This window comes from Streptomyces amakusaensis, assembly GCF_039532665.1.
Classification (GTDB): domain Bacteria; phylum Actinomycetota; class Actinomycetes; order Streptomycetales; family Streptomycetaceae; genus Streptomyces; species Streptomyces amakusaensis.
In genome coordinates, this window is sequence record NZ_BAAASB010000012.1 from 181477 (window position 1) to 201803 (window position 20327).

At 72.9% G+C, this 20327-nt stretch carries 20 protein-coding genes; 9 read left to right on the forward strand and 11 right to left on the reverse strand.

All coding sequences use genetic code 11. The features are described 5' to 3' along the window. Positions 1-67: 67 nt before the first annotated feature. Together ABD371_RS22160 and ABD371_RS22165 are read right to left on the reverse strand one after the other, a co-directional pair. Positions 68-1312: an FUSC family protein gene (locus ABD371_RS22160; RefSeq protein ID WP_381734250.1), complete on the reverse strand. Its 1245-nt coding sequence runs from the start codon at positions 1310-1312 to the stop codon at positions 68-70. Then, on the reverse strand, positions 1305-2066 hold the full coding sequence (locus ABD371_RS22165) for a GvpL/GvpF family gas vesicle protein (RefSeq protein WP_344479467.1): 762 nt from the start codon (positions 2064-2066) through the stop codon (positions 1305-1307). Before ABD371_RS22165 ends, ABD371_RS22160 begins: the two co-directional genes overlap by 8 nt. A gap of 119 nt (positions 2067-2185) precedes the next feature. Between ABD371_RS22165 and ABD371_RS22170 the strand changes: the two genes are divergently transcribed. Beyond that, positions 2186-3262 (forward strand): PHP domain-containing protein, encoded by a 1077-nt coding sequence (locus ABD371_RS22170; protein ID WP_344479468.1) that lies wholly within the window; start codon positions 2186-2188, stop codon positions 3260-3262. A gap of 10 nt (positions 3263-3272) precedes the next feature. Then, positions 3273-3668 (forward strand): VOC family protein, encoded by a 396-nt coding sequence (locus ABD371_RS22175; RefSeq protein WP_344479470.1) that lies wholly within the window; start codon positions 3273-3275, stop codon positions 3666-3668. A 71-nt stretch (positions 3669-3739) separates the two neighbouring features. Here ABD371_RS22175 and ABD371_RS22180 read toward each other — a convergent pair whose 3' ends face one another. Beyond that, entirely contained in the window at positions 3740-4423 is a 684-nt protein-coding gene (locus ABD371_RS22180) for a class E sortase (protein ID WP_344479471.1), read from the reverse strand. A gap of 264 nt (positions 4424-4687) precedes the next feature. Here ABD371_RS22180 and ABD371_RS22185 point away from each other — a divergent pair, with 264 nt between their 5' ends. Continuing rightward, positions 4688-5209, forward strand: coding sequence for a hypothetical protein (locus ABD371_RS22185; protein WP_344479473.1), 522 nt, complete (start codon positions 4688-4690; stop codon positions 5207-5209). A 21-nt stretch (positions 5210-5230) separates the two neighbouring features. Here the strand turns inward: ABD371_RS22185 and ABD371_RS22190 are convergent, their stop codons facing one another. Further along, entirely contained in the window at positions 5231-5860 is a 630-nt protein-coding gene (locus ABD371_RS22190; protein ID WP_344479474.1) for a LysE family translocator, read from the reverse strand. Positions 5861-5945: 85 nt separating this feature from the next. Next, positions 5946-6689, reverse strand: a complete 744-nt coding sequence (locus tag ABD371_RS22195; RefSeq protein ID WP_344479476.1) for a metallophosphoesterase — start codon at positions 6687-6689, stop codon at positions 5946-5948. A 118-nt stretch (positions 6690-6807) separates the two neighbouring features. Here ABD371_RS22195 and ABD371_RS22200 point away from each other — a divergent pair, with 118 nt between their 5' ends. Further along, the gene (locus ABD371_RS22200; RefSeq protein ID WP_344479477.1) at positions 6808-7410 is read left to right on the forward strand and encodes a CGNR zinc finger domain-containing protein; all 603 of its coding nucleotides are present in this window, start codon (positions 6808-6810) and stop codon (positions 7408-7410) included. A 10-nt stretch (positions 7411-7420) separates the two neighbouring features. On the opposite strand, the gene ABD371_RS22205 is transcribed toward ABD371_RS22200, so the two are convergent. Further along, positions 7421-9136 carry a sensor histidine kinase gene (locus tag ABD371_RS22205; RefSeq protein ID WP_344479478.1) on the reverse strand — a complete coding sequence of 572 codons (1716 nt, stop codon included), beginning with the start codon at positions 9134-9136 and terminating at the stop codon, positions 7421-7423. 224 nt (positions 9137-9360) lie between these two features. On the opposite strand from ABD371_RS22205, the gene ABD371_RS22210 reads away from it, so the two are divergent. Then, positions 9361-9792 carry a Crp/Fnr family transcriptional regulator gene (locus ABD371_RS22210; protein ID WP_344479479.1) on the forward strand — a complete coding sequence of 144 codons (432 nt, stop codon included), beginning with the start codon at positions 9361-9363 and terminating at the stop codon, positions 9790-9792. Positions 9793-9894: 102 nt separating this feature from the next. Beyond that, complete coding sequence (locus tag ABD371_RS22215; protein WP_344479480.1) at positions 9895-10572, forward strand: response regulator; 678 nt, start codon at positions 9895-9897, stop codon at positions 10570-10572. A gap of 455 nt (positions 10573-11027) precedes the next feature. Here the strand turns inward: ABD371_RS22215 and ABD371_RS22220 are convergent, their stop codons facing one another. Further along, a complete protein-coding gene (locus tag ABD371_RS22220) occupies positions 11028-11759 on the reverse strand; it encodes a DUF7873 family protein (protein WP_344479481.1) in 732 nt (243 codons plus the stop codon). 127 nt (positions 11760-11886) lie between these two features. Between ABD371_RS22220 and ABD371_RS22225 the strand changes: the two genes are divergently transcribed. Next, positions 11887-12744, forward strand: coding sequence for an NAD(P)H-binding protein (locus ABD371_RS22225; protein ID WP_344479483.1), 858 nt, complete (start codon positions 11887-11889; stop codon positions 12742-12744). An 83-nt stretch (positions 12745-12827) separates the two neighbouring features. Here the strand turns inward: ABD371_RS22225 and ABD371_RS22230 are convergent, their stop codons facing one another. Continuing rightward, positions 12828-13373 carry an MOSC domain-containing protein gene (locus ABD371_RS22230; RefSeq protein ID WP_344479484.1) on the reverse strand — a complete coding sequence of 182 codons (546 nt, stop codon included), beginning with the start codon at positions 13371-13373 and terminating at the stop codon, positions 12828-12830. A 421-nt stretch (positions 13374-13794) separates the two neighbouring features. On the opposite strand from ABD371_RS22230, the gene ABD371_RS22235 reads away from it, so the two are divergent. Continuing rightward, entirely contained in the window at positions 13795-14541 is a 747-nt protein-coding gene (locus ABD371_RS22235; protein WP_344479486.1) for a nucleotidyltransferase domain-containing protein, read from the forward strand. A gap of 191 nt (positions 14542-14732) precedes the next feature. On the opposite strand, the gene ABD371_RS22240 is transcribed toward ABD371_RS22235, so the two are convergent. The 3 genes from ABD371_RS22240 to ABD371_RS22250 form a co-directional block, all read right to left on the reverse strand. Next, positions 14733-15986 (reverse strand): cytochrome P450, encoded by a 1254-nt coding sequence (locus ABD371_RS22240; RefSeq protein ID WP_344479488.1) that lies wholly within the window; start codon positions 15984-15986, stop codon positions 14733-14735. Beyond that, the gene (locus ABD371_RS22245; protein WP_344479489.1) at positions 15967-18234 is read right to left on the reverse strand and encodes an NACHT domain-containing protein; all 2268 of its coding nucleotides are present in this window, start codon (positions 18232-18234) and stop codon (positions 15967-15969) included. The genes ABD371_RS22240 and ABD371_RS22245 overlap by 20 nt, the downstream gene beginning before the upstream one ends. 227 nt (positions 18235-18461) lie before the next feature. Continuing rightward, positions 18462-18956 (reverse strand): hypothetical protein, encoded by a 495-nt coding sequence (locus ABD371_RS22250; protein WP_344479491.1) that lies wholly within the window; start codon positions 18954-18956, stop codon positions 18462-18464. 211 nt (positions 18957-19167) lie between these two features. Here ABD371_RS22250 and ABD371_RS22255 point away from each other — a divergent pair, with 211 nt between their 5' ends. Beyond that, a complete protein-coding gene (locus ABD371_RS22255) occupies positions 19168-20286 on the forward strand; it encodes a hypothetical protein (RefSeq protein WP_344479492.1) in 1119 nt (372 codons plus the stop codon). The last annotated feature ends 41 nt before the right edge of the window (positions 20287-20327 follow it).

A 20327-nucleotide genomic window follows, 5' to 3' on the forward strand; every position in this document is an offset into this window, starting at 1 on the left:
GGTCTCCTCCGGCCGTCGCTCTGTCGAGACTGGCAGGGCGGGGTGCGTACCGCCAGTGGGACCCGGGTCAGTGCCGTGCGGTACGGCGGTGCTTCCGCTCCTCGGCCCTCCGGCGGAGCGCGTCCAGCCTCGGATGCTTCTCGCGCTGCTCCCGCGCGCCCCGGTCCAGCTCCTCCAGCAGCCGCCGGGAGCGGTGCCCGGGGTCGAGTTCATCCAGGATCCGGTCGATCTCGGTGAGCAGCGCGCCGTGCAGCTGCCAGTGGCGGGGATCGCGGCGGACGCCGTCGAGCAGCAGCTCCGCCGTGCGCTCGCGGGCGGCCGAGGCGGAGGCCAGCTCTCCCGCCAGGCGTCGCTCCGCCGCCTCGGCACTGGCGGTGACCTGGCTGGTGACCAGGACCGCGAAGCTCACCAGGGCGTCGGCGACATGGGCGAGCAGCTCTTCGAGGGCGCGCCCCACCTCCGTGGGGAAGAGCCGCTCCTCGCGGCGTTGCACGGCGAGGTCGGTCATGGTCCGGGCCATCACCCGCAGCACCACCGCGCAGATCTCCAGAGTGTCCAGGCCGGTGCGGAGCACCACCCGGTTGAGCAGCCCCTCCCTCACCCTCGGGTTGAGCCTGAGACTGTCCTCGGCCTGCCGCAGGGCGGCGTCCACCTCGGCGATGTCGTCGTCGATCCGGCGGGCCTCGTGGAGCCGGGCGGCGGCGGTCTCCACGGTGGTGGGGCTGCTCAGCTCCTCGCCCATGCTGAGCAGCAGTCCGCGCATCCGGCGCGACAGGCCCGCCAGGGACTCCCCCGCGCTGCCCACCCACACGGGCGGCAGCAGCACATTGAAGAGCAGCCCCACCACCGCGCCGATGAGCGTTTCCAGGACCCGGTCCCAGGCGGTGTCCGCCACTCGGGTGACGCCGAGGACGAGCATCGCGCTGATGGCGACCTCGGGGACGAACTCGCCGACGCGGACCGTGTATCCGACGGCCAGCGAGGCCAGGATGATCAGCCCGAGGCTCCACCAGGAGAGCCCCACGAGAACGCTGAAGGCGCTGGCGATGAGCACGCCCGCGACCACGGAGTTCACCCGGCGGATACCGGTGGTGAGCGTCGAGTACAGGGTCACCTGGACCACCAGCAGGGCGGTCAGGGGCGCGGTGAGCGGGGCGGGTTCGCTGCTGAGCCAGAGGGCGACGGCGTACGCGATGGTCGCGGCGGCGGTGGCACGCAGGGTCTGGACCACGGCGGGCTCGCCCCGGCACCGTCTGATGAAGGCGGCGATCCGCTCGATCCGCTCCCCGGCCGTCCTGCGTGTCTCAGCCAATGCCGCCACCCGGGTGCCTCGGGGAGCCGGCCGTGCTCCCCCCGCCCGCCAGGGTCACGAAGGAGTACGGGGCCCAGGGGCCGGAGAGCACGGCGCGCACGCCCGGCGCGCGGGGGCTCAGCCAGTTGAACTCCTCCACGAACGCGGCGCAGGCCGCTCGCCGTACGAGATAGGCGGCGTCCAGGAGTACGGGACCGGACCCACCGGACCCACCGGACTCGCCGGGCCCACCGGACTCGCCTGCCGCACCGGGCCGGGGCGTCCCGGGGCCCGTGCGGACGTCCTCGGCGTGCCGGGCGAGCCGTTCGTGAAGCAGCTTCGGCACCGCGCCGACGGGCTCCCCGGTCCGCCGTCCGGGCCCCTCCGGGTAGACCGTCACGCCCCATTCGAGCCGTCCGTCGAGCCGCTCCAGCGTGGGGAGGAACCGGGCGCGGCCGTAGGCGAGCAGCTCGCGCACGGCGTCGTCGTCCGGGCGGACGGTGGCGAGCGGCAGCGGCAGCGGGGAGGTGACGGAGACCAGGGCGGCCACCACGTTCTCGTGGGCGCGGGTCAGTTCGGCGAGCCGGGCGGGGTCGTCGAGGCACCGCAGCAGCGGGATCTCCGCGAAGTCGGCCTCGGGCACGGAGGACACCACGGCGACCAGGCCGCCCTCCGCGACGGTGTGGGCCGGCGCCCCGGCGACGCCGGTGAGGGCGACGGGCAGCGGCGCGCGGAAGGGGCGCGTCACCGCGTACGCATAACGCACGGTGCTCATGCCGGACTCCCATCCGTTCCACGTTCCGCCTCCCCCGCGGTGGGGCTCTCCCAGTGTGCGGGTGGCCGCCCGGGGCGCGCCGGGTGAGAGTGGGAGGGAGCGGGCGGGAAGGAGCGGCCATGGATCCCCGGGAGGCGCTGGACCGGATCGCGTTCCTGCTGGAGCGCTCGCTCGCGAAGACGTATCGGGTACGGGCGTTCCGCGGCGCTTCGGCGGCGCTCGCCCCGCTGTCCGACGAGGAGATCGCGGCCCGCGCCGCCGACGGGACCCTGGAGAAGGTCAAGGGCGTCGGCCCCAGGACGGCCGGGGTCGTACGGGAGGCACTGGCCGGGGAGGTGCCCGAGTACCTCCGGCGGCTCATGGCGGAGGCGTCCGTGCCGCCGGCCGAGGGCGGGCGGGAGCTGCGCGCGCTGCTGCGCGGGGACTGCCATCTGCATTCGGACTGGTCGGACGGCGGCAGTCCCGTCGAGGAGATGGGCCGGACGGCGATCGCGCTGGGGCACGAGTGGGCCGTGCTCACCGACCACTCGCCCCGGCTGACGGTCGCGAACGGTCTGTCGGCCGCCCGGCTGCGCGAGCAGCTGGAGAAGGTGGCGGAGCTGAACCGGGGGTGGGCCCCCTTCCGGCTGCTGACCGGCATCGAGTGCGACATCCTGGCGGACGGTTCGCTCGACCAGGACCCGGAGCTGCTGGACGAGCTGGATCTGGTGGTCGCCTCGGTCCACTCCGAGCTGCGGATGGAGCCGGCGAAGATGACCCGCCGGATGGTCGGGGCGGTGAGCAGTCCGCTGGTGGATGTGCTCGGGCACTGCACCGGACGGCTGCTGATCGGCCGTGAGCGGACGGGCCGGGGCCGGTCGGGCACCAGCGGCACCCGCCCGGAGTCGCGCTTCGACGCGGCGGCGGTGTTCGAGGCGTGCGCGGCCCACGGCACCGCCGTGGAGATCAACTGTCGGCCGGAGCGGCTGGATCCGCCGATGCGGCTGCTGGACACGGCGCTGGCGGCGGGGGTGTTCTTCGCCGTGGACACCGACGCGCACGCGCCGGGGCAGCTCGACTGGCAGCTCATCGGCTGCGACCGGGCGGAGCGCGCCGGGGTGGAGCCGGAGCGGGTGATCAACACCTGGAGCGCCGGGGAGCTGCTCGACTGGACCCGGGGCCGGGGGCCGGGGTCTGGTCCCGGCGGCCGGGGGTAGACGAGCCGGTATGACGGTCGCGAAGACAAGTGTGCTCGTACTGGACAGTGCCGAGCCGATGCAGCTGGCGGAGTTCTACGCCGCGCTGCTCGGCGCGGACCTTCATCTCGGGGACGACCCCGAATTCATCGAGATCATCGGACAGCGCGGGGTCCATCTGGCCATCCGCCGGGACCTCGGCCACGCCCCGCCGAGCTGGCCCCGCCCCGAGGGCTCCCACCAGGCCCATCTGAGGATCCTGGTGGACAGCGACGACATGGACGAGGCGGAGCGGGAGGCGGTCGGGCTGGGCGCGCGGCCGGTGGACGCCAAGGAGAACAGCGGGCCGCGCGAGGTCAGAATCTACGCCGACCCGGCGGGGCACTCGTTCTCGCTGGCGGTCTCCCCGCCGCCGCTGCCGCTCTGACGGCGCACGGCGCACGGCGCACGGCGCACGGCGCACGGCGCACGGCGCACGGCGGACGGCGGACGGCGTGGCTACGGGGTGCCCTGCTCGCGGAGTACGCCGATCTTGTCGATGCGGTGTTCGGGGTTGCCGTGCTCGTCGCGCCAGAAGTTCCCGGCGGCGTCGTCCTCCGGGGTGGCGCAGGTCGAGATGGTGATCATGGCTTGGGTGGGCCGCTCGCCGGGGTGCCCGGGGACCGGGGCGCGCTGTTCGGCGAGGGAGCGGGCGGACCGGAAGGAGGTCCCCCGGGTCTCGGTGATCTCGTACGTATGGCTCCGGCCGCCCGCCGTGACGGTGACGGTGTCGCCCGCGCTCAGTCGCGGCAGCTCGCGCAGCGGGCCGCCGGCGGTGAGCCGGTGCGCGGTCACCAGGTAGTTCCCCTTCTCGCCGGGGCCGACTCCGCCGTGTTCCCCGTAGGGGCTGGCGGCGTCGCCCCGGTTCTGGATGCGGGTCCCCTCGGTGTCGTCGGTGGTGCCCTCGTAGGGGACCACGGGCAGATCACGGAGCCCTATCGCGGGGATGGACAGCTTCGCGGTCAGCGTCCGGGCCTCGCTCTCGGGCGGGGGTGTGGGCGTGGGAGTGGGCGTGGGTGCTATCGCCCGCGCGCTGGTCGCGGCTGTCTCCGCGGGCATCGCGTCCGCCTCGGTTCCACAGCCGGCGACCAGCGCCAGCAGTGCCGAGGCGAGGGCGAGCGACAGGGTTCGGGATGCGGCCATGGGCGGTCCGAAGGGTCGGCCGGCGAGGGCCGGCGGATGTCGGCGGGGGCCGTGGCGACGGGTCGGTCACGTGTTCCCGTACTCCCTCCACCATGCCGACCCGGGCCGGTCATGGCAACGCCGGGGCGGGAGGCCGGGCGGGCCGCAGCGGCCCCGCACGGGAAAACCGCCTGCGTGGCGGGGCTCCCCCGGTGGAGGATGCGTCTGCCGATCCGCCCCCGCCTCTCCCGCGTGGGCGGCTGCCGTTCCACGAAGGGAAACCCGGTGCCCACCCCGGAGAGCATGTTCCTCGCCCACGCCTCGGAAGTCGCCTTCGACGCGGGCCTCGACCGCTTCCGGGTCTCCTCCCTCACCCTCGGATCCCGGCGGCTCGGCCTCACCGAGGCCGACGGCCCGCCGCAACCGCCCGTCTACCGGGACGGAGAGCCCCCGGTACCGGGGCGCGAGGGACGGCGTGCTTACGACTGGCAGCCCGCCGCCGACGCGCCGTCCTGGATGAACATGGCGTGGCTGCTGGAGGATCTGGCGGTCTGGGTCCATCAGATGGCCGACGACCGGATCACCGTGACCGGCGTCGAGGCGCCGGAGCCGGACTGGTGCGACGTCCTGGTGCTCGACGGGGACAGCCGCTACCGGGCCCGGCTCCGGCTGGCCGGCCGGGACGAGCCGCTGGACTTCCCCGGCATGTATCTGCGCGACCTCTTCGCCGAGGGCCGATGGCGGGACCGTCTCGTACCCGGCCGCGTCGGCGGCGTACCCGTGGTGGATCTGCGCGACACCGTCTGAGAGCCCGGCGGGCCGTGGGCGTCACGCGAGGGCGGTGCGGACGCCGAGGGCGAGGAGCACCACGGCGGTGACCCGGGCGATCGCGCGTTGGAAGCCGGCTCCGCGCACGAGGTGCGAGGCCCGGCGGACCAGGAGGGTCCAGAGCAGCAGCCAGAGGGCGATCAGCAGCACGTGCGCGGTGGCCAGGGCGAGGATCTGGCCACCGAGACCGAGGGGGTGCTGACGCACGGCGAACTGCGGGGCCAGGGTCAGATAGACCGACGCGGCCTTCGGATTGAGGACATTGGCGAGCAGCGCCTGTACGTAGACGGAGTCCGGGCCCTTCGGCGGTGGCGGGCGGGAGGGGGCGGGTGCCGCCCTCCGGGTGGCGGACCACCAGGTCCACAGGCCCAGGCCGATCAGACAGGCCGCGCCGACGAGCTTGACGGCGGTGAACGCCCGGGCGGAGTTCATGACCAGGGCCGACAGACCGACCGCGGCGAGCGTCGCGTGGATGTACAGGCCCGTGGCGGTGCCGAGGACGACGGGCAGCGCCCGGCGGCGGCCACCGTCGGCGACGTGCTGGATCAGCAGGGCGAGACTGGCCCCGGGGGTGACGGTCAGGGGAAGGACCGCCGCCAGGAACCCGGCGACGGCGTAGAGGGTGACCACGGTGCCTCCGGGGCTCGGGCGAACGGGTTCGGGGGGGTCAGGGGGTCAGGGGGTCAGGGGGTCAGGGGGTCAGGGGGTCAGGGGGTCAGGGCACGACGCGGTAGTGCGTGGTCAGCCGCCGGTCGTCGCCCAGGAGGTGGAAGGCGAGGCCGGGCGGCTGGTCGCGGTCCGCCGGGTTCTCGCCCTCCCAGGGCATCCGCAGGGTCCAGGTGACGGCCGGTGCGACGATCAGCGGACGCCCGGCGAAGGTCGTGGCGGCGGCGGTGTGGGCATGCCCGGTGAGCACGGCGGCGACCCGCGGGTGCGCTTCGAGCAGGGCCGCCAGCTCCTCGGGCCGCTGGAGCCGGCAGGAGTCGGGCAGCGGATGGTGGAGTTCCACGGGCGGCTGATGAAAGGCGATCAGCGCCGGGGTGTCCCGCGGCAGTCCGGAGAGGGTGGCGTCCATCCAGGCGAGCGTCTCCGCGTCGAGGAGCCCCTCGTCGCGGCCCGGGATGGTGGAGTCGCACATCAGGACGGCGGTGCCGCCGATGTGGTGGACCGTGTTGACCGGCCCGTCACCGGCGGGCGCGCCCAGCAGCGCCTTGCGGTAGGCCGGGCGCGCGTCGTGGTTGCCGGGGCAGCTGAGCACCGGGAAGGGCACGTCGAGTATCCGGGCCGCCTCCTCGTACTCGGACTCCTCGCCGTGGTCGGCGATGTCCCCGGTGACCAGGAGCGCGTCGACCGGGCGGGGCAGGGCGCGCAGATGTTCCACGACCCGGACGGCACGCCGGGTCGACCTCTCGTAGCCGTCCAGATGCAGATCACTGATGTGCGCGAGCAGCAGCGTCATCGTTCCGTCCACCCCAGTCTCTAATGGAAGTTCTTCGTTATCCATTAGGAACTGTAGAGTGGGCGGACGGGGTTGACCAGAGGGCCGACGAATCGGCGGGCGGGAGAGGGGACTTCCTGTGGAGCACAGGCCGGTGCTGGAACTGGTGAGCACGATCCGTCACGACGGGGACGGCGGTGTCGCCGACGACCTGGACACGGTCGAGGGGGCGGCCCGCTGGATCGGGCGGCAGGACCCGTCGGGAGAGGTCTCGGCGGACGAGGAGCTGCGGCTTCGGCTCGTCGAACTGCGGCGGTCAGTACGGGCGCTGTTCGCCGAGGCGGTGCGTCCCGCTCCCCCCAGCCCGGCGGACGCCCATCGGCTGATGCCCCTCGACCGGGCGCTGGCGCATCTCAACGCGGAGGCGGCTCGGGAGCCCGTGGCCCCCCGGCTGGAGTGGCCGGACGGCCGAGCGCCCTCGGTGCGCACCCTGTCGGCGGAGCCGGATCCGGGCGTCCGGCTGGTCGCCGCCCTGGCGAGGGACGCCATCGACTTTTTGGGCGGGCCCGCGCGCGAGGGGCTGCGTGCCTGCACCGCGCCCCGCTGTGTGCGGTATTTCCTCAAGAGCCACGGGCGGCAGGAGTGGTGCAAGCCCGCCTGCGGCAACCGCGCCCGGGTCGCCCGCCACTACCGGCGGCGCGGCGGGGACGGGGACGGGGAAACAGCGCCGAAGACGCCTTGAGCCCGTACGGTCAGCCCGGACCGGCCAGGGGGACCCGCCACACCAGCTGGGTGCCGCCGGTCTCCCCCGGTGCCGTCGTCATCGTGCCGCCGAGGCGCTCCGCCCGCTCGGCCAGATTCCGCAGACCGCCGCGCCGGCCGCCCCCGCTCGCCTTCCCGTCCCCGTTCGCGCTCGCGTCGAGGCCCACGCCGTCGTCGGTGATCTCGGCGGTCAGGGTGCCCGCGCGCACCACGAGCGAGACCTCGGCCCTGGAGGCGCGGGCGTGCCGGGCCACATTGGTGAGGGCCTCCCCGAGGACCGCGACGACCTCGTCGGCGACCGGGCGGGGCACATCGGTGTCGATCAGGCCCTCCATCCGCAGCCCGGGGGCGAATCCGAGGGTGCGGGCCGCCTGCTCCAGGGCGCGGACGGTACGCACCCGCAGGCCGGGCGAGGCCTGCGGGTTCTCCCGCTCGCGGAGCCCGAAGATGGTGGATCGGATGATCTTGATGGTGTCGTCCAGGTCGTCGATCGCCCGGACCAGCCGCTCGGTGGCTTGGGGGTGCTCGACGAAGCGGCGGGCGCTCTGGAGCGTCATCCCGGTCGCGAACAGCCGCTGAATGGCGAGGTCGTGCAGGTCGCGGGCGATCCGGTCGCGGTCCGCGAGCAGCGCCATCTGCTCGGAGTCCCGCCGCCGGTCCTCCAGTTCGAGCGCGAGCGCGGCCTGTCCCGCGAAGCCCGGCAGCGGTGCGGTCTCCGCCTCGGTGAACGCGGGCTCGCCCGCCCGGCGGGCGAGCACCAATACGCCCCTGGCCCGTCCCGTACCGCCCACGGGGACGGCGACGGCGGGTCCGAAGCCGGCCGCCTTCCCCTCGGGGGAGGCGATCAGCGCGCCCGCCGCCAGCGCGGCGGCGGCCAGGCCCTCCCGGTCCGCCCGCTCCGTGCCCGGGGGCGTCCGCCCGCCGTCCTCACCGAGCGCGAGCGCCTCGCGCAGCTCTCCGCCGGGTCCCGTGAGATAGACGACGCCCAGCCCGGAGGAGGTGATCCGGCGGGCCCGGTCGGTCATCATCTCCAGGACCTCGATCTCGGAGGAGCCGGCGAGCAGCGCGCTGGTGAAGTCGGCGCTGGCGGTCAGCCAGCGCTCCCTGAGCCGGACCTTCTCGAAGAGCCGGGCGTTCTCGATGGCGATGCCGGCCGCGACCGCGAGGGTGGTGAGGACCGACTCGTCCTCGGCGTCGAACTCGCCGCCGCCGCGCTTCTCGGTCAGATAGAGATTGCCGAAGACCTCGTCCCGGACCCGGACGGGCACCCCGAGGAAGGAGTGCATCGGCGGATGGTGGGCGGGGAAGCCGGCGGACGAGGGGTGTTCGGACAGCTCCGCGAGCCTCAGCGTCTCGGGGTGCCGGATCAGCTCGCCGAGCAGTCCGTGACCGGACGGCAGCTCACCGATCCGCCGCCGGTCCTCCTCGCTGACCCCCGCCGTCAGAAAGCTGGTGAGGTTCCGCTCCTCGCCGACGACGCCGAGCGCGCCGTACTCGGCGTCCACCAGGACGACCGCCGCCTCCACGATCCCGCGCAGCACCTGCGGCAGATCCAGTCCGCGTCCGACCGAAAGCACGGCCTCCAGCAGGCCGTTGAGCCGGTCGCGGCTGCCGCGCACCTCTTCGACGCGCGAACGGAGTTCGCCGAGCAGTTCATCCAGCCCGAGGCGCGCGACCTTGCCCGCGCCGCCCTCGTCCGCACCCATGAGCCCTCCGAGACTCTCCACCCGACCCGGCCTGCCAGGAGCGCATTCACCGTATCGCCCGCGCCCGCCGCCCTCGCGGGCAGGGCCGTTCGGCCCCCGGGCCCGGCCCCGCCCGGCCCGCGCGGCACGGGGGTCCGCCGCAGGATCCTCGAAAGCGTCAACCGGCCGCCGGAGAACGGGTTCCCGGAGGCGGGATCGAGCACGGAGAGGGACGGTGGGCACCCATGAGGACCACGATGAGCGCTCTGTCGACGGAGCACCGGGGCCGGCTGCTGGACATCGCGCGGGAGGTGCGCTTCGAACAGGGGACGAGGATTTTGGACGAGGGCGGTGTGCCGGACCGGTTCTGGATCGTGCGGACCGGACTGGTCACCCTCGATGTACGGGTCCCCGGCCGCCGGGCGGCGGTGGTCGACTCGCTCTCCCACGGGGAACTCGTCGGCTGGTCCTGGCTGTTCCCGCCCTCGGGCTGGCAGCTGGGCGCGGAGGCCATGACTCCGGTGCGGGCCCTGGAGTTCGACGCGGCCCCGGCCCGGCGGCTCTGCGAGGCGGACCCCTGGCTGGGCCGCGAGGTCGCGATGTGGGTCGGCTCGGTCCTCGCCCACCGGCTGCGCGCGGCGCGGACCCGGCTGCCGGCCATGTACGCCCCGCACTGAAACGGAGCCTTCCAGGACACACAGGGCCGAACGGCCCCTGTCGCCCACGCCGGTGACCAGGCACTCTCGTAACGTACAGTCAAGATCCAGGGAGCCACTCACGTGACCGCGACACCCGTCTTCTCTCCAGAGCGCCCCATCCGGGTCTTCCTCCTCGACGATCACGAGGTGGTACGGCGGGGTGTGCACGACCTGCTCGGCTCCGAGCCGGACATCGAGGTCGTGGGCGAGGCGAGTACGGGCGAACAGGCGCTGGTACGGGGCCCGGCGCTGCGCCCGGATGTCGCGGTGCTCGACATCCGGCTGCCGGACGGCGACGGGATCACGGTCTGCCGGGAGCTGCGGTCACGGCTGCCCGGCACCGCCTGTCTGATGCTGACCTCGTTCGATGACGACGACGCCCTGCTCGACGCGATCATGGCGGGCGCGGCGGGGTACGTCCTCAAGCAGATCAAGGGCTCGGACCTGGTGACGGCGGTCCGTACCGTCGCGGCCGGGCAGTCGATGCTGGACCCGGCCACCACGGCCCGGCTGATGAACAGCCTCCGCGCGCCGGAGGAGCCGCCCGCCGGGGAGTCGCAGCTCGACCATCTCTCCGCCCGGGAGCGGGAGATCCTGGCCCTCATCGGCGAGGGGCTGACCAACCGGCAGATCGGCGAGCGGCTCTATCTCGCCGAGAAGACCGTCAAGAACCACATCTCCCGGCTGCTGGCCAAGCTCGGCGTGGAACGCCGGATCCAGGCGGCCGTCCTCGCGACGCAGTTCGGCCACCCGTCGTAGTGCGGCAGGAGCCACTGCGGGGGCCGGGGGCCGGGGGTGACCACGGGAGCCGCGGGCCGGAACGTGACGGAGCCCGGGAGCATGTCCAGCTCCCGGGCTCCAGCTTGCCACCCATTTGCGCACACCGGCGGCGTTGAAGAACCGCGGGTCATCTTGAGATCGACGTGTTCTACCTTTGAACTACAGCGCCACGAGAGAGGCGCCGGGGGGACTTGAACCCCCATCCGTCGATGTTCGCCCACGCTCGGTCGATCCGGTGTTCGGCGGCGAATACTGAGACTGGAGCGAGAATCTGAGTTTCACGGGGCCGCCTCTGCCAGGCTTGGGCCACCCCCGCACGTGGTGCGGGGAGAGGGATTCGAACCCCCAACTGACACCCCTTGATCAGCTTCAACATCAGTTTCAGCTTGCGCTCATCGCGCACCCTCCGCTCGCGACGGAGGGCGTGTGTGGGGCTACCGGAAGAGGTAGCCGAATACCGCGTCGCCGACCCGCTGCTCGGTGACCTCGGTGTTGTTCGCCTCCTCGCGGGCGAACTTGACGGACTGCTGGAGCTTCTCGACGCGGTCGAGAAGCTCGTTGACCCGCCGGGCGGGCAGCGCGCCGGAGAACTTCACCGTGGTCCAGTAACCGACCGGGACGTCCTCGTAGTACACCTCGACCTGCGCCGGGTGCTTCTCCGTGGCCTCGGCCTTCACATGGTTGCGCGGAACCTTCTTCGTGCGGATGGTCCGCACCGGGTCCGTCTTCCACGAGTCCGTCGAGGGGTCCACGTTCCACGACTCGGAGGCGTCGAGCACCGGCAGCTTGCGCACGAAGGTGTGCAGATCGGTGAGCTGCTTCTCCAGGAACAGCAGATACGGGACGGGCACCTGGGGCAACAGCACCGTGCCGTCGACCACCACGTCCGCGACCGCGGACCGGTTCGCCCAGTCCTTCGTCGCGGTCACGTCGAAGAGACGCGTCAGCGTCCCGGCGGTCGCCCGCAGAGCGTCCTCGGCCTTGATCTGCACCCGCGTGGACTCGGGCGGCAACTGCTCGCCCTCCTCGTCCTTGGGCTGGTAGGTCCGGGAGATACCGGCCAGCAGGGCGGGCTTCTGCACGTCCTGGTGAGCCTGGGTGAGCTCCTGGAGAGCCTTGGACTTGACGCCCTTTTCGACTGCGATGATCTGATTCAGCTTCGGCACACAGCGAACATAACAACCCCGCGCCGCACGCACATCCGATTAATTACCCGCTCCGGCCGGCGCTTGACCTAAACCTTGGTTGATGTACGAGAGTCGTGTCATCGAACAGCGAGACGAGGAGATGGCGATGACACAGCCCAGGATCCTGGTGACCGGCGCGACGGGAAAGGTCGGCGGCGCGGTGGTGGCCCAACTGCACGCGATGGGCGTGCCCGTGCGGGCGCTGGTGCGAGGGGAGTCGGACTTCCCGGAGGGCGTGCGGGCGGTGCGCGGCGATCTCGGCGATCCCGCGTCGCTGGACACGGCTCTGGAAGGCGTCGACTCGGTCTTCCTGGTGTGGCCGTTCCTGAGCGCCGAGGGCGCGTCGGAGGTGATCGACGCGATCGGGAAGCACGCTCGACGGGTGGTGTACCTGTCATCCGCCGGGGTGGGGAACGAGAAGGAGAAGGAGAAGCCGGGCGAGGCGATCACCATGTTCCACACCGAGCTGGAGCGGCTGATCGAGGCATCGGGCCTGGAGTGGACGGCGCTGCGGCCCACCGGGTTCGCGAGCAACACGCTGGGCTGGGCGGAGGAGGTCCGCACCACCGGTGCGGTACGGGCGCCGCTGGCAAGGCTGGCCCGCCCGCTGATCCACGAGGCGGACATGGCCGCGGTCGCCGTTCAGGCACTGACCACCGACGCCCTGCTCGGAGCCCGCCCCCTGCTCACCGGCCCCGAACTGATCACCCAGGAACAGCAGGTGGCCCTGATCGGCGAGGCGATCGGGCGACCGGTGCGGTTCGAGGAGATCGCGCTCGACGAGGCCGCCGAGCGGATGAGGGCCGCGGGCTACCCGGCAGAGCTGGTGGCGGCCGTGCTGCCGGCCCAGGCGGAGATGATCGACAATCCGGAGCCGGTCAACGGTGAAGTGGAACGCATCACGGGCGCCCCGGCCCGGTCCTTCCGGGAGTGGGCGGTGGACCACGCCGCGGACTTCCGCTGAAAGAGCCGTCGGAGCGGGTGGATGCGGCTCTTGGGAGATGTCGCCTCGCCCGGCGGGGGCGGGCGGGAAGGTGACGACAGGCTCTAGACCCGCTCCAGCGGGCGGTGGGGAAGGGGCGGGGTTTCCACCCGGACGGAATCACCGGGGCGGACGGCCCCTCCACGGCGGACCACCGCCATGACACCGGACTTGAAGGTGAACTCGCCGGACACCGAGTCGATGGCGAAGACCTCCCCGAGGAGCCCCTTGCGGAAGTCATTGATCTTCGAGCACGGGTTGCGCAGTCCCGTCACCTCCAGCACCGCCCGCTCCCCGAGGTGGAGCAGAGCGCCGGTGGGCAGGCCCAGCAGATCCACCTCGCGTGTGGTGATGTTCTCGCCGAGCTGCCCCGCGGAGACCTCGAAGCCCTTGAGGGCGAGTTCGCCGAAGAGTTCCTCGTGCATCAGATGGACCTGGCGCAGATTGGGCAGGTCCGGCTCGTAGGTCATGCGGAACTGGTGGCGGATCGTCTCCCCCGCGTGGACGTCTCCTTCCACTCCGAGCCCCGCGAGCAGCGTGATGGAATCGCGGTTGGTCTTGCTGAACGTGTACGTCTCATCACGGCTTACAGCGGTGACCCGACCAGTCATCCCGTTCTCCCACCTGTCGTCGTTCCGCGGCCGGTCGATTTTAAGGGAACCACCGGCCCCAGGAGGGGGATTCGCTCGGCATCGTCCTGTGCCCCCGGCGTCCGGCCGGGCGTCAGAGAGGCATCCCCCGGGCGCTGGAGACGCGGATGGTCGGGGGCGAGGTCGTACTCGACGGCCCGGCGGGCAGGAGGGAGCGGGCCCGTGGTGGTGGTGTCGTCTGCGTCCGGAGAGTGCCGCATCACGGGATCGTGCAGAAAACCGGTTTCGCGACCGGCCCTCGGGACCGTACATTGTCGATCATGAAGTAACGAGTCACGCAGGCACCTTGGCCCCGCCGAACGCCGTCCGAGCCCTCGCTCCGGCGTTCGTCCGCCGTGCCTCGGAGCACGTCCGTACGTCACTTCACACGATCAGGATCCTTATGAACGACGCTGTTTTTGTCTCCCATGTCGCCGAGCGGCTCGCCGCGCTGCCCTCCGTGGAGGCGGTCGCCCTCGGCGGTTCGCGTGCGCAGGGCACGCACACCCCGGAGAGCGACTGGGACTTCGCCGTCTACTACCGGGGCGGCTTCGACCCGGACGATCTGCGGGCCGTCGGCTGGGAGGGCGAGGCCTCCGAGGTGGGCGGCTGGGGTGGCGGGGTCTTCAACGGCGGGGCGTGGCTCACGGTCGAAGGGCGGCGGGTCGATGTGCACTACCGGGATCTCGACGCCGTCGAGCACGAGTGGGCCGAGGCGCGGCTGGGGCGGTTCCGCTGGGAGCCGCTGATGTTCCATCTGGCGGGGATCCCGAGCTATCTGGTGGTCGCCGAACTCGCGCTCAACCAGGTGGTGCACGGCGTTCTGCCCCGGCCCTCCTACCCTGCGGCGCTGCGTGCGGCGGCCCCGGGTGTGTGGCGCGAGCGGGCGGAGCTGACGCTCGGCTACGCGCGGGGGGCCCATGCCCCGCACGGTCGGGCGACCGAGGTCGCGGGGGCGCTGGCGACGGCCGCCACGCTGACGGCGCACGCGGTGCTGGCGGCGCGCGGGGAGTGGGTCACCAATGAGAAGCGGCTGCTGGAGCGGGCGGGGCTGCGGGGGATCGACGCGATCGTGACCGGGCTGCGGCCGGGGGCGAAGGCTCTGGCGGAGGCGATCGGGGAGGCGGAGAAACTGTTCCGGGCCGGGTGACCCGGCCCGGGGAGGGGCAGGCGTGCCATGGACACCGGAGCAGGATTCGAACCCGCGTCCACCCGGGTGCAGCCGGGCGCTCCACCGCTGAGCTTCCCCGTCGCGGGCAATCTTGACATCGGGGACCGATCGGCTCCAGCGGATATGGTCCACCGCCGCCCGGCCCGGGGGCTTCGGGCGCACGGCAGGGCTCAGCCGCCGTCCCCCGTGTCCCCCGTGTCCACCTCCAGCACGCAGTCCCGGAGTTCGTAACTGCCGATGGCCTCGATGAAGCCGACCGTCGGCGGGCTCGTCATCCGCACTCCGGGCAGGGCGAACAGCCGGCTGAGGAAGACATCCGTCTCCAGGAGCGCGATGTGCAGCCCCGGGCACTTGTGCGGACCGTCGCCGAAGGCCAGTCCCGGCACCCCGGCGTCCTTCATGGCGCGCCCCGGACGCAGACGGCCCGGCCGCGCCCCGACGGTCCGCTCGTCGATGTTGACCCGGTCGACCAGGATGTCGATCCGGTCACCGGCCGGGACGGTGAGTCTCCCGCCGTCGGCACCGGGCAGTTCCAGCGGTTCGGTGGTACGGCGGCTGAGACGGCCCACCACCGGTTCGAGGCGCAGGATCTCTCCGAGCACCGCGAGCCTGCCCGGCTCGTCCGCCGCCCGGTAGTGCGCGAGCAGAGCGGCGTCGGAGAACAGGTGCCAGGCCGCCGCGCCGATGAACTCCCGCGTGGTGACCATGCCCGCCGCCGCGAAGGTGAGGCACTCCCCGAGGATCTCCGTGTTCGAACAGCCGTCGTCGATGAGGTGGGAGATCAGATCGTCCCGCCGGACGCGGCGGCGGGCCCGCACGGCGGGCCGTACATCGCCCAGGTACACCCGCAGCCAGTTGGTGTTCTGCCGCAGCGTCCAGTACAGGCCGTGCCAACTCGTCAGTCCCGGTGTGCCGAACCGCTCCGGGAAGAAGCGCTCCAGCCGTTCCTTGATGCCGGGCCTGCCGTCCGTCAGACCGACGACCGCGCAGGCGACCTCGATCGCGAGATCGAAGCTGAGATCGGACAGCCTGGCCCGGCCGTCGGCGCGGAGCCGGTCGATCCGGGCCTGCGCGACGCGGACCATGATCTCGCGGTAGTGCTCGTCGACGCGGCGCGGGGTGAAGAACCGGGCGGTCTGGCGGCGGTGTTCGCGATGCTCGGGACCGTCCCGGTAGAGCACCGGCCGCCGAACCCCCTTCGGGAGCTTCGACACCATCTCGACCCCCAGCCCCGCCTGCACGGTCGCCGTGGCGCGCAGCACGGCACGCGCCTCCTCGTACCCGCGCACCTCCCACACCCCGTCGTCACCCCGCACCACGGGGCACTCCCCCGCCGTCCCGTCCCGCTCGATCCTGCGGAACCCGAACCCCTCGTCCGCGCCCGCCCCGGCCCCGGCCCCGAACTCACCCGACTCGTCTCCCATGAGCGGCACCTCCCTCTCCCGGGTGGTTCCTTCCCGCCGCGACGGCGCGGGAAGCGGGTGAGGGCGGGGGCGGGGGGACCCGGGCCAGATGGTGCTGGAGCCGGGCGTGGCGGAACTGGTAGAAGGCTCCGTTGCGGCGCAGTACGCCGCGCCGGTGGGCGTCCTCCAGGAAGGCGCTCACGGCCCAGGGCAGCCGGCCGGTCAGCGGGAGCCAGCCGCGCGCCAGGATCACCCAGCGGCCCCAGGCGGTCAGCGCGAGCGCGGCCCCGAGCGCACCCCCGAATCCGGCCAGGGTCCCGTTGCGCAGCCCCAGGGCGGGGGTCCACACCAGGGGGCTGCCCCATAGGTGGCGGGGCAGCAGGCTCGCCATGATCCAGCTTCCGAGCAGGATGAGAAGCCCGAACACCACTCCGAGCACCAGCGCCTGACGGAGCACCGTCGCGCGGTTGGTCCTCAGCAGACCGGTGGGGCTGGTGGCCTCCTCCGTGTCGATGGGCTCCTCGAACCAGGCCGTGGAGGCGAGGACGAGCCCGGCCGCGATGCCGACTGCCAGGCCCCAGAATCCCGCGTTCAGCACCCTCGACAGTATCCAGAACGGCTCCTGGCGGGCTGCCGCGTCCACCGTTCCGGAGAACAGATGGCTGGTGGCCGGAGCTGTCATCCCCGCCCCGAACCCCGCCATGAACCGGGGCAGGGCCCTCGGGCGGACCCGCCCGGTCCGCCGGCCGCGCAGGCTCAGCCGTACGCGTGACGGCTGGAAGATCCCGTCGGTGAACCTGGTCGCGGCCGCGTGCGCGAGCCCGAGGGGCAGCCCGGTCACGGCCCCGTTGACCAGCCCGCTCACCAAGATGGCCGGGAGCCCGTACCCGCCCACCCCGTTCACCAGGCAGGACAGCAGTCCGTACACCAGCGCGACGGCGGTGCCGACCAGCACCGCGCGCGAGGCGAGGGGCACGGTGGTGCCGAGCTGCCACCAGGCCAGATCGGGTGTGCGGAGCGCGCCGAGGTGCCGGGCGAGGAAGCTCAGCCAGCGGCGGGCCTCCTCGCCGCTCCACCTCCGGGGGTCCTCCCCGGGCAGATCCCGGGAGTACACGGCCGGGAGGAGGCGTCGCAGCAGGTGTTCCTCCACCGCCGTCCGGTCGGCGAAGCGGCGGGCCCCTCCCTCTTCGGCGAGCAGCTCGGCGGGGTCGGCGGCGGTGTCCGCGTAGGCGGTACGGGCGAGCCATGCCATCAGCGGGGTGGACAGCGCGCGGGCCACCGGGCCGCCGGGGGCGCTCTCGATCTCGGCGAAGAGGGGGTCCCAGCCACCGGTCCGGGCGGGGATCGTGCTCACCCGCAGATAGGCCCGCAGATCGGCCGGGTCCAGCGGGCACAGCTCGACCACCGCGGCGGCGGTGAGCACCGCGCCCTCCACGGTCCGCTGGTACTCGTCGGCCCGGCAGGTCAGCACCAGCGGCTCGCCCCGTCCCAGCTGCCGGCTCAGGGCCGCCAGCGCCTCCAGCCGCAGCTGCGGGGGCATCTCGTCCAGCCCGTCCAGCACCGGCAGCACCCGCCCGGAGGCGATCAGTTCCCGGCCGAGGGTCGTTCCCGAGCCCGACCGGGTGCGCAGGGCGGGGTCGTCCTCGGCCAGTCGGCGGGCCATCCAGGAGTGCAGGGTCTCCCGGGCCGGGTGCCAGGATCCCAGGGAGAGGAGGACGGGCACCCGGTCTCCCTCCCGGCGGTGGTCGAGCAGATGCAGCACCAGGTTCAGGGCGAGGACGGTCTTGCCCGCTCCCGGTGCGCCGAGGATCACGAGCCGCTGTGACGCCACCCGGTGGAGGACGGCGGCGATGCCTTCGTCGTCCGCCCGGCCGTCCCCGTGCAGCCGGCCGGACAGATCCACCGGTTCACTGCGGCCGGGAGCGCCGTTGATCGCCTCCCAGTGGTCCGTCACCGGCCGTGTCGTGTTCTCCCATCGCAGCGGGAGCGGCCAGGGTGTCTGCAACTGGAGGGCCGTCTCCTCCCTGCGCCACTGCTCGGCCACCGCGGTGGCCAGTGTCTCGGCCAGCTCCGCCACCGGCCGCGGTCCGTTCGGCTGTCCGGCCATGGAGCCCAGTACGACGAGGGCCGTGGCCGCCATCAGGAGGACGACCGCGAGGGTGGTCCGCTGTTCCATCCAGGCGATGAACGGCGGCGGATTCTCCTCCATCCACTCGCTGAGAGGGCCGAAGTAGATCGGCAGCCACATGCCCAGTACCGCGAACGCCATGAGCAGTCGGCGTCGCCCCCGCGAAGGGGGCGGACGGTTTCTACGCACCCGCTCCTCCGGCCCGTCCACCGGAGCCGTCCGCCTCACGCACAGTCAACCGCGCCCCCCATCTCTCCGCCCCGGGCGATGGCACCGGTCCGCCGACTCCCCATCGGCCCCCTCATTCTGGCCGACCGACGGTGCCGGAAGGGCGGTAATGACCGTTTCGACGCCCAGAGGACGGACTGTCAGGGTTTCATGGGGTCTCCGTCTCCCATGGCGACCCACCAGATTCCGTCGTCGCGGGTCAGCTCGACGACCTGCCGAGCACCTCCGTCGAAGCGGAGTTCCACCTGAGCCAAGCAGGGGACGACGGGCTCCCGCACGACGGCCCGCACGGGACCGCCCGCGGCCTCCCCGTACTTCCGGATCGAGGCGCGGGCCCGCGCCTCGCGCCCCGTGAACCAGGGCGCGCCGACTTCGGCCAGCCGGTCGGCGTCGCCGGCGAGGAGTCGCTGGACGTAGACCCTGACCAGCTCGCTGACGTCCTCGGCGGTTTCCCGGGTGTCGGGGTAGCGGGAGTTCTCGGCGCGGACCTCGACCCGTACCGCCGGACTGTCCTGGAGGCCGTAGGGCGTGGTGTCCCCCTCGACCCACCGGAGGACACCGGCGGTGCCGATGCCCGCGACGGCGACGGCGACGGCGACGGCGGCCCGGCGGCGGGCGGGAGCAGTCAGTAACATGCCGGCTTCACTCTCACGATCATTCCTCGGGATCCTTGTCGCACGGGGAGATGCGCTCGCCGGAGAACCGGTTCGGACGGCCGGCATCACGGATCGATGTCATCGCCGTCCTCGGGTCGTTCGGCACGGACCTCCGGAAGGCACCATGAGACGATATGTCTGATGATCTTGAGAGAGGCGCCGTGACCGTGGGCGGCGTGAGGAGCCGGGTGTGAGTGCGGGTGGGGGGCCGGGCGGTTCGTCCGTGTCCGACGAGGAGTGGGAGCGATTCCTGCGGGAATCGGTGGACGGCGCGCCGGGCGCGCCCGAGGAGCCGTCGGCGCGGGCCAGGATGGTGACGCGGAGGCTGCGGGAGAACCCCGGGAAGCCGGAGGCGTGGCGTGCCCACACTCCGGCCCGGCCCAGGCGGCGGCCGAGGCTGAGGACGGTCTGGTACGCGACCGGGCTGGTGTGCGCCGTCGCCCTGCTGGTGGTGGCGGTGGCCCCGGGGCCGGTGGCGGGCTGGTTCGGCGGCGCCGGGGCCGGGGCCGGGGAGCCCCTGGCCGCGGAGTCGGAACGCCCCGGCGGGCCGCCGGCCACGGAGGCGGCTCTCCGGCCGTCGGTCGAGGAGCCGTTCAGAGGGTCGCCGGCGGCGCGCTGGGCGAGCGGCACGGCCGGGATCACGGTCCCCGCGGCCAGGGCCACCGGCTGGATGAGCACGGCGCAGGTGAAGCAGGCCCTCGGCCGGAGCCTGGACTTCCTCGCCGCCTCCAGCCTGGATCCGGACGTTCTGCGCGGCGAGCGCCCCGAGCGGGCGATCGCCCTGATCAACCCGCTTCAGCAGGGTGTCGAAAGCTATCTGTCGACCGCGTTCCGGGCCCCGGACGAGAAGAACGACCCGCTGACGCTCTTCAGCCGGTTCGACGACACGCGGGTTCGCCTCGTCGGTGACGAGATCAGGACCCGGGGCCGCATCACCTATCGGGAGGGTGAGCGCGGCACCCTCCGGGTGACCGCCGATGTCACCTATGTGTACCCGGTCGGACCGGCGGCGGGCGGCGACGAGGTCACGCGGACGATCGTGCGGCGCGAGACGGTGCTGAGCTGGGACGATCCCGCCCGAGTGAGGACCAGTCCCGGGACCTTCTCCCTCGTCTCGCACTCGGCCCACACGACCAACGGCGGCTGCGGCGCCGTCACCGGCTACTTCACCCCGCGGTTCGGCGACGCGGGCCGACCGGCCGACGCGGAGGCCGGTCCCGAGGTCGATCCGTACGACCGCGGTACGCCCATGGCCGAGCGGATGCGGAAGTCCGGCGACCGAGAGTGCGGGATCGCCACGCGGTCCTGAGCGGGCGGCGGTCCCGATTCCGGGGTTCGTCATGCCGCGTA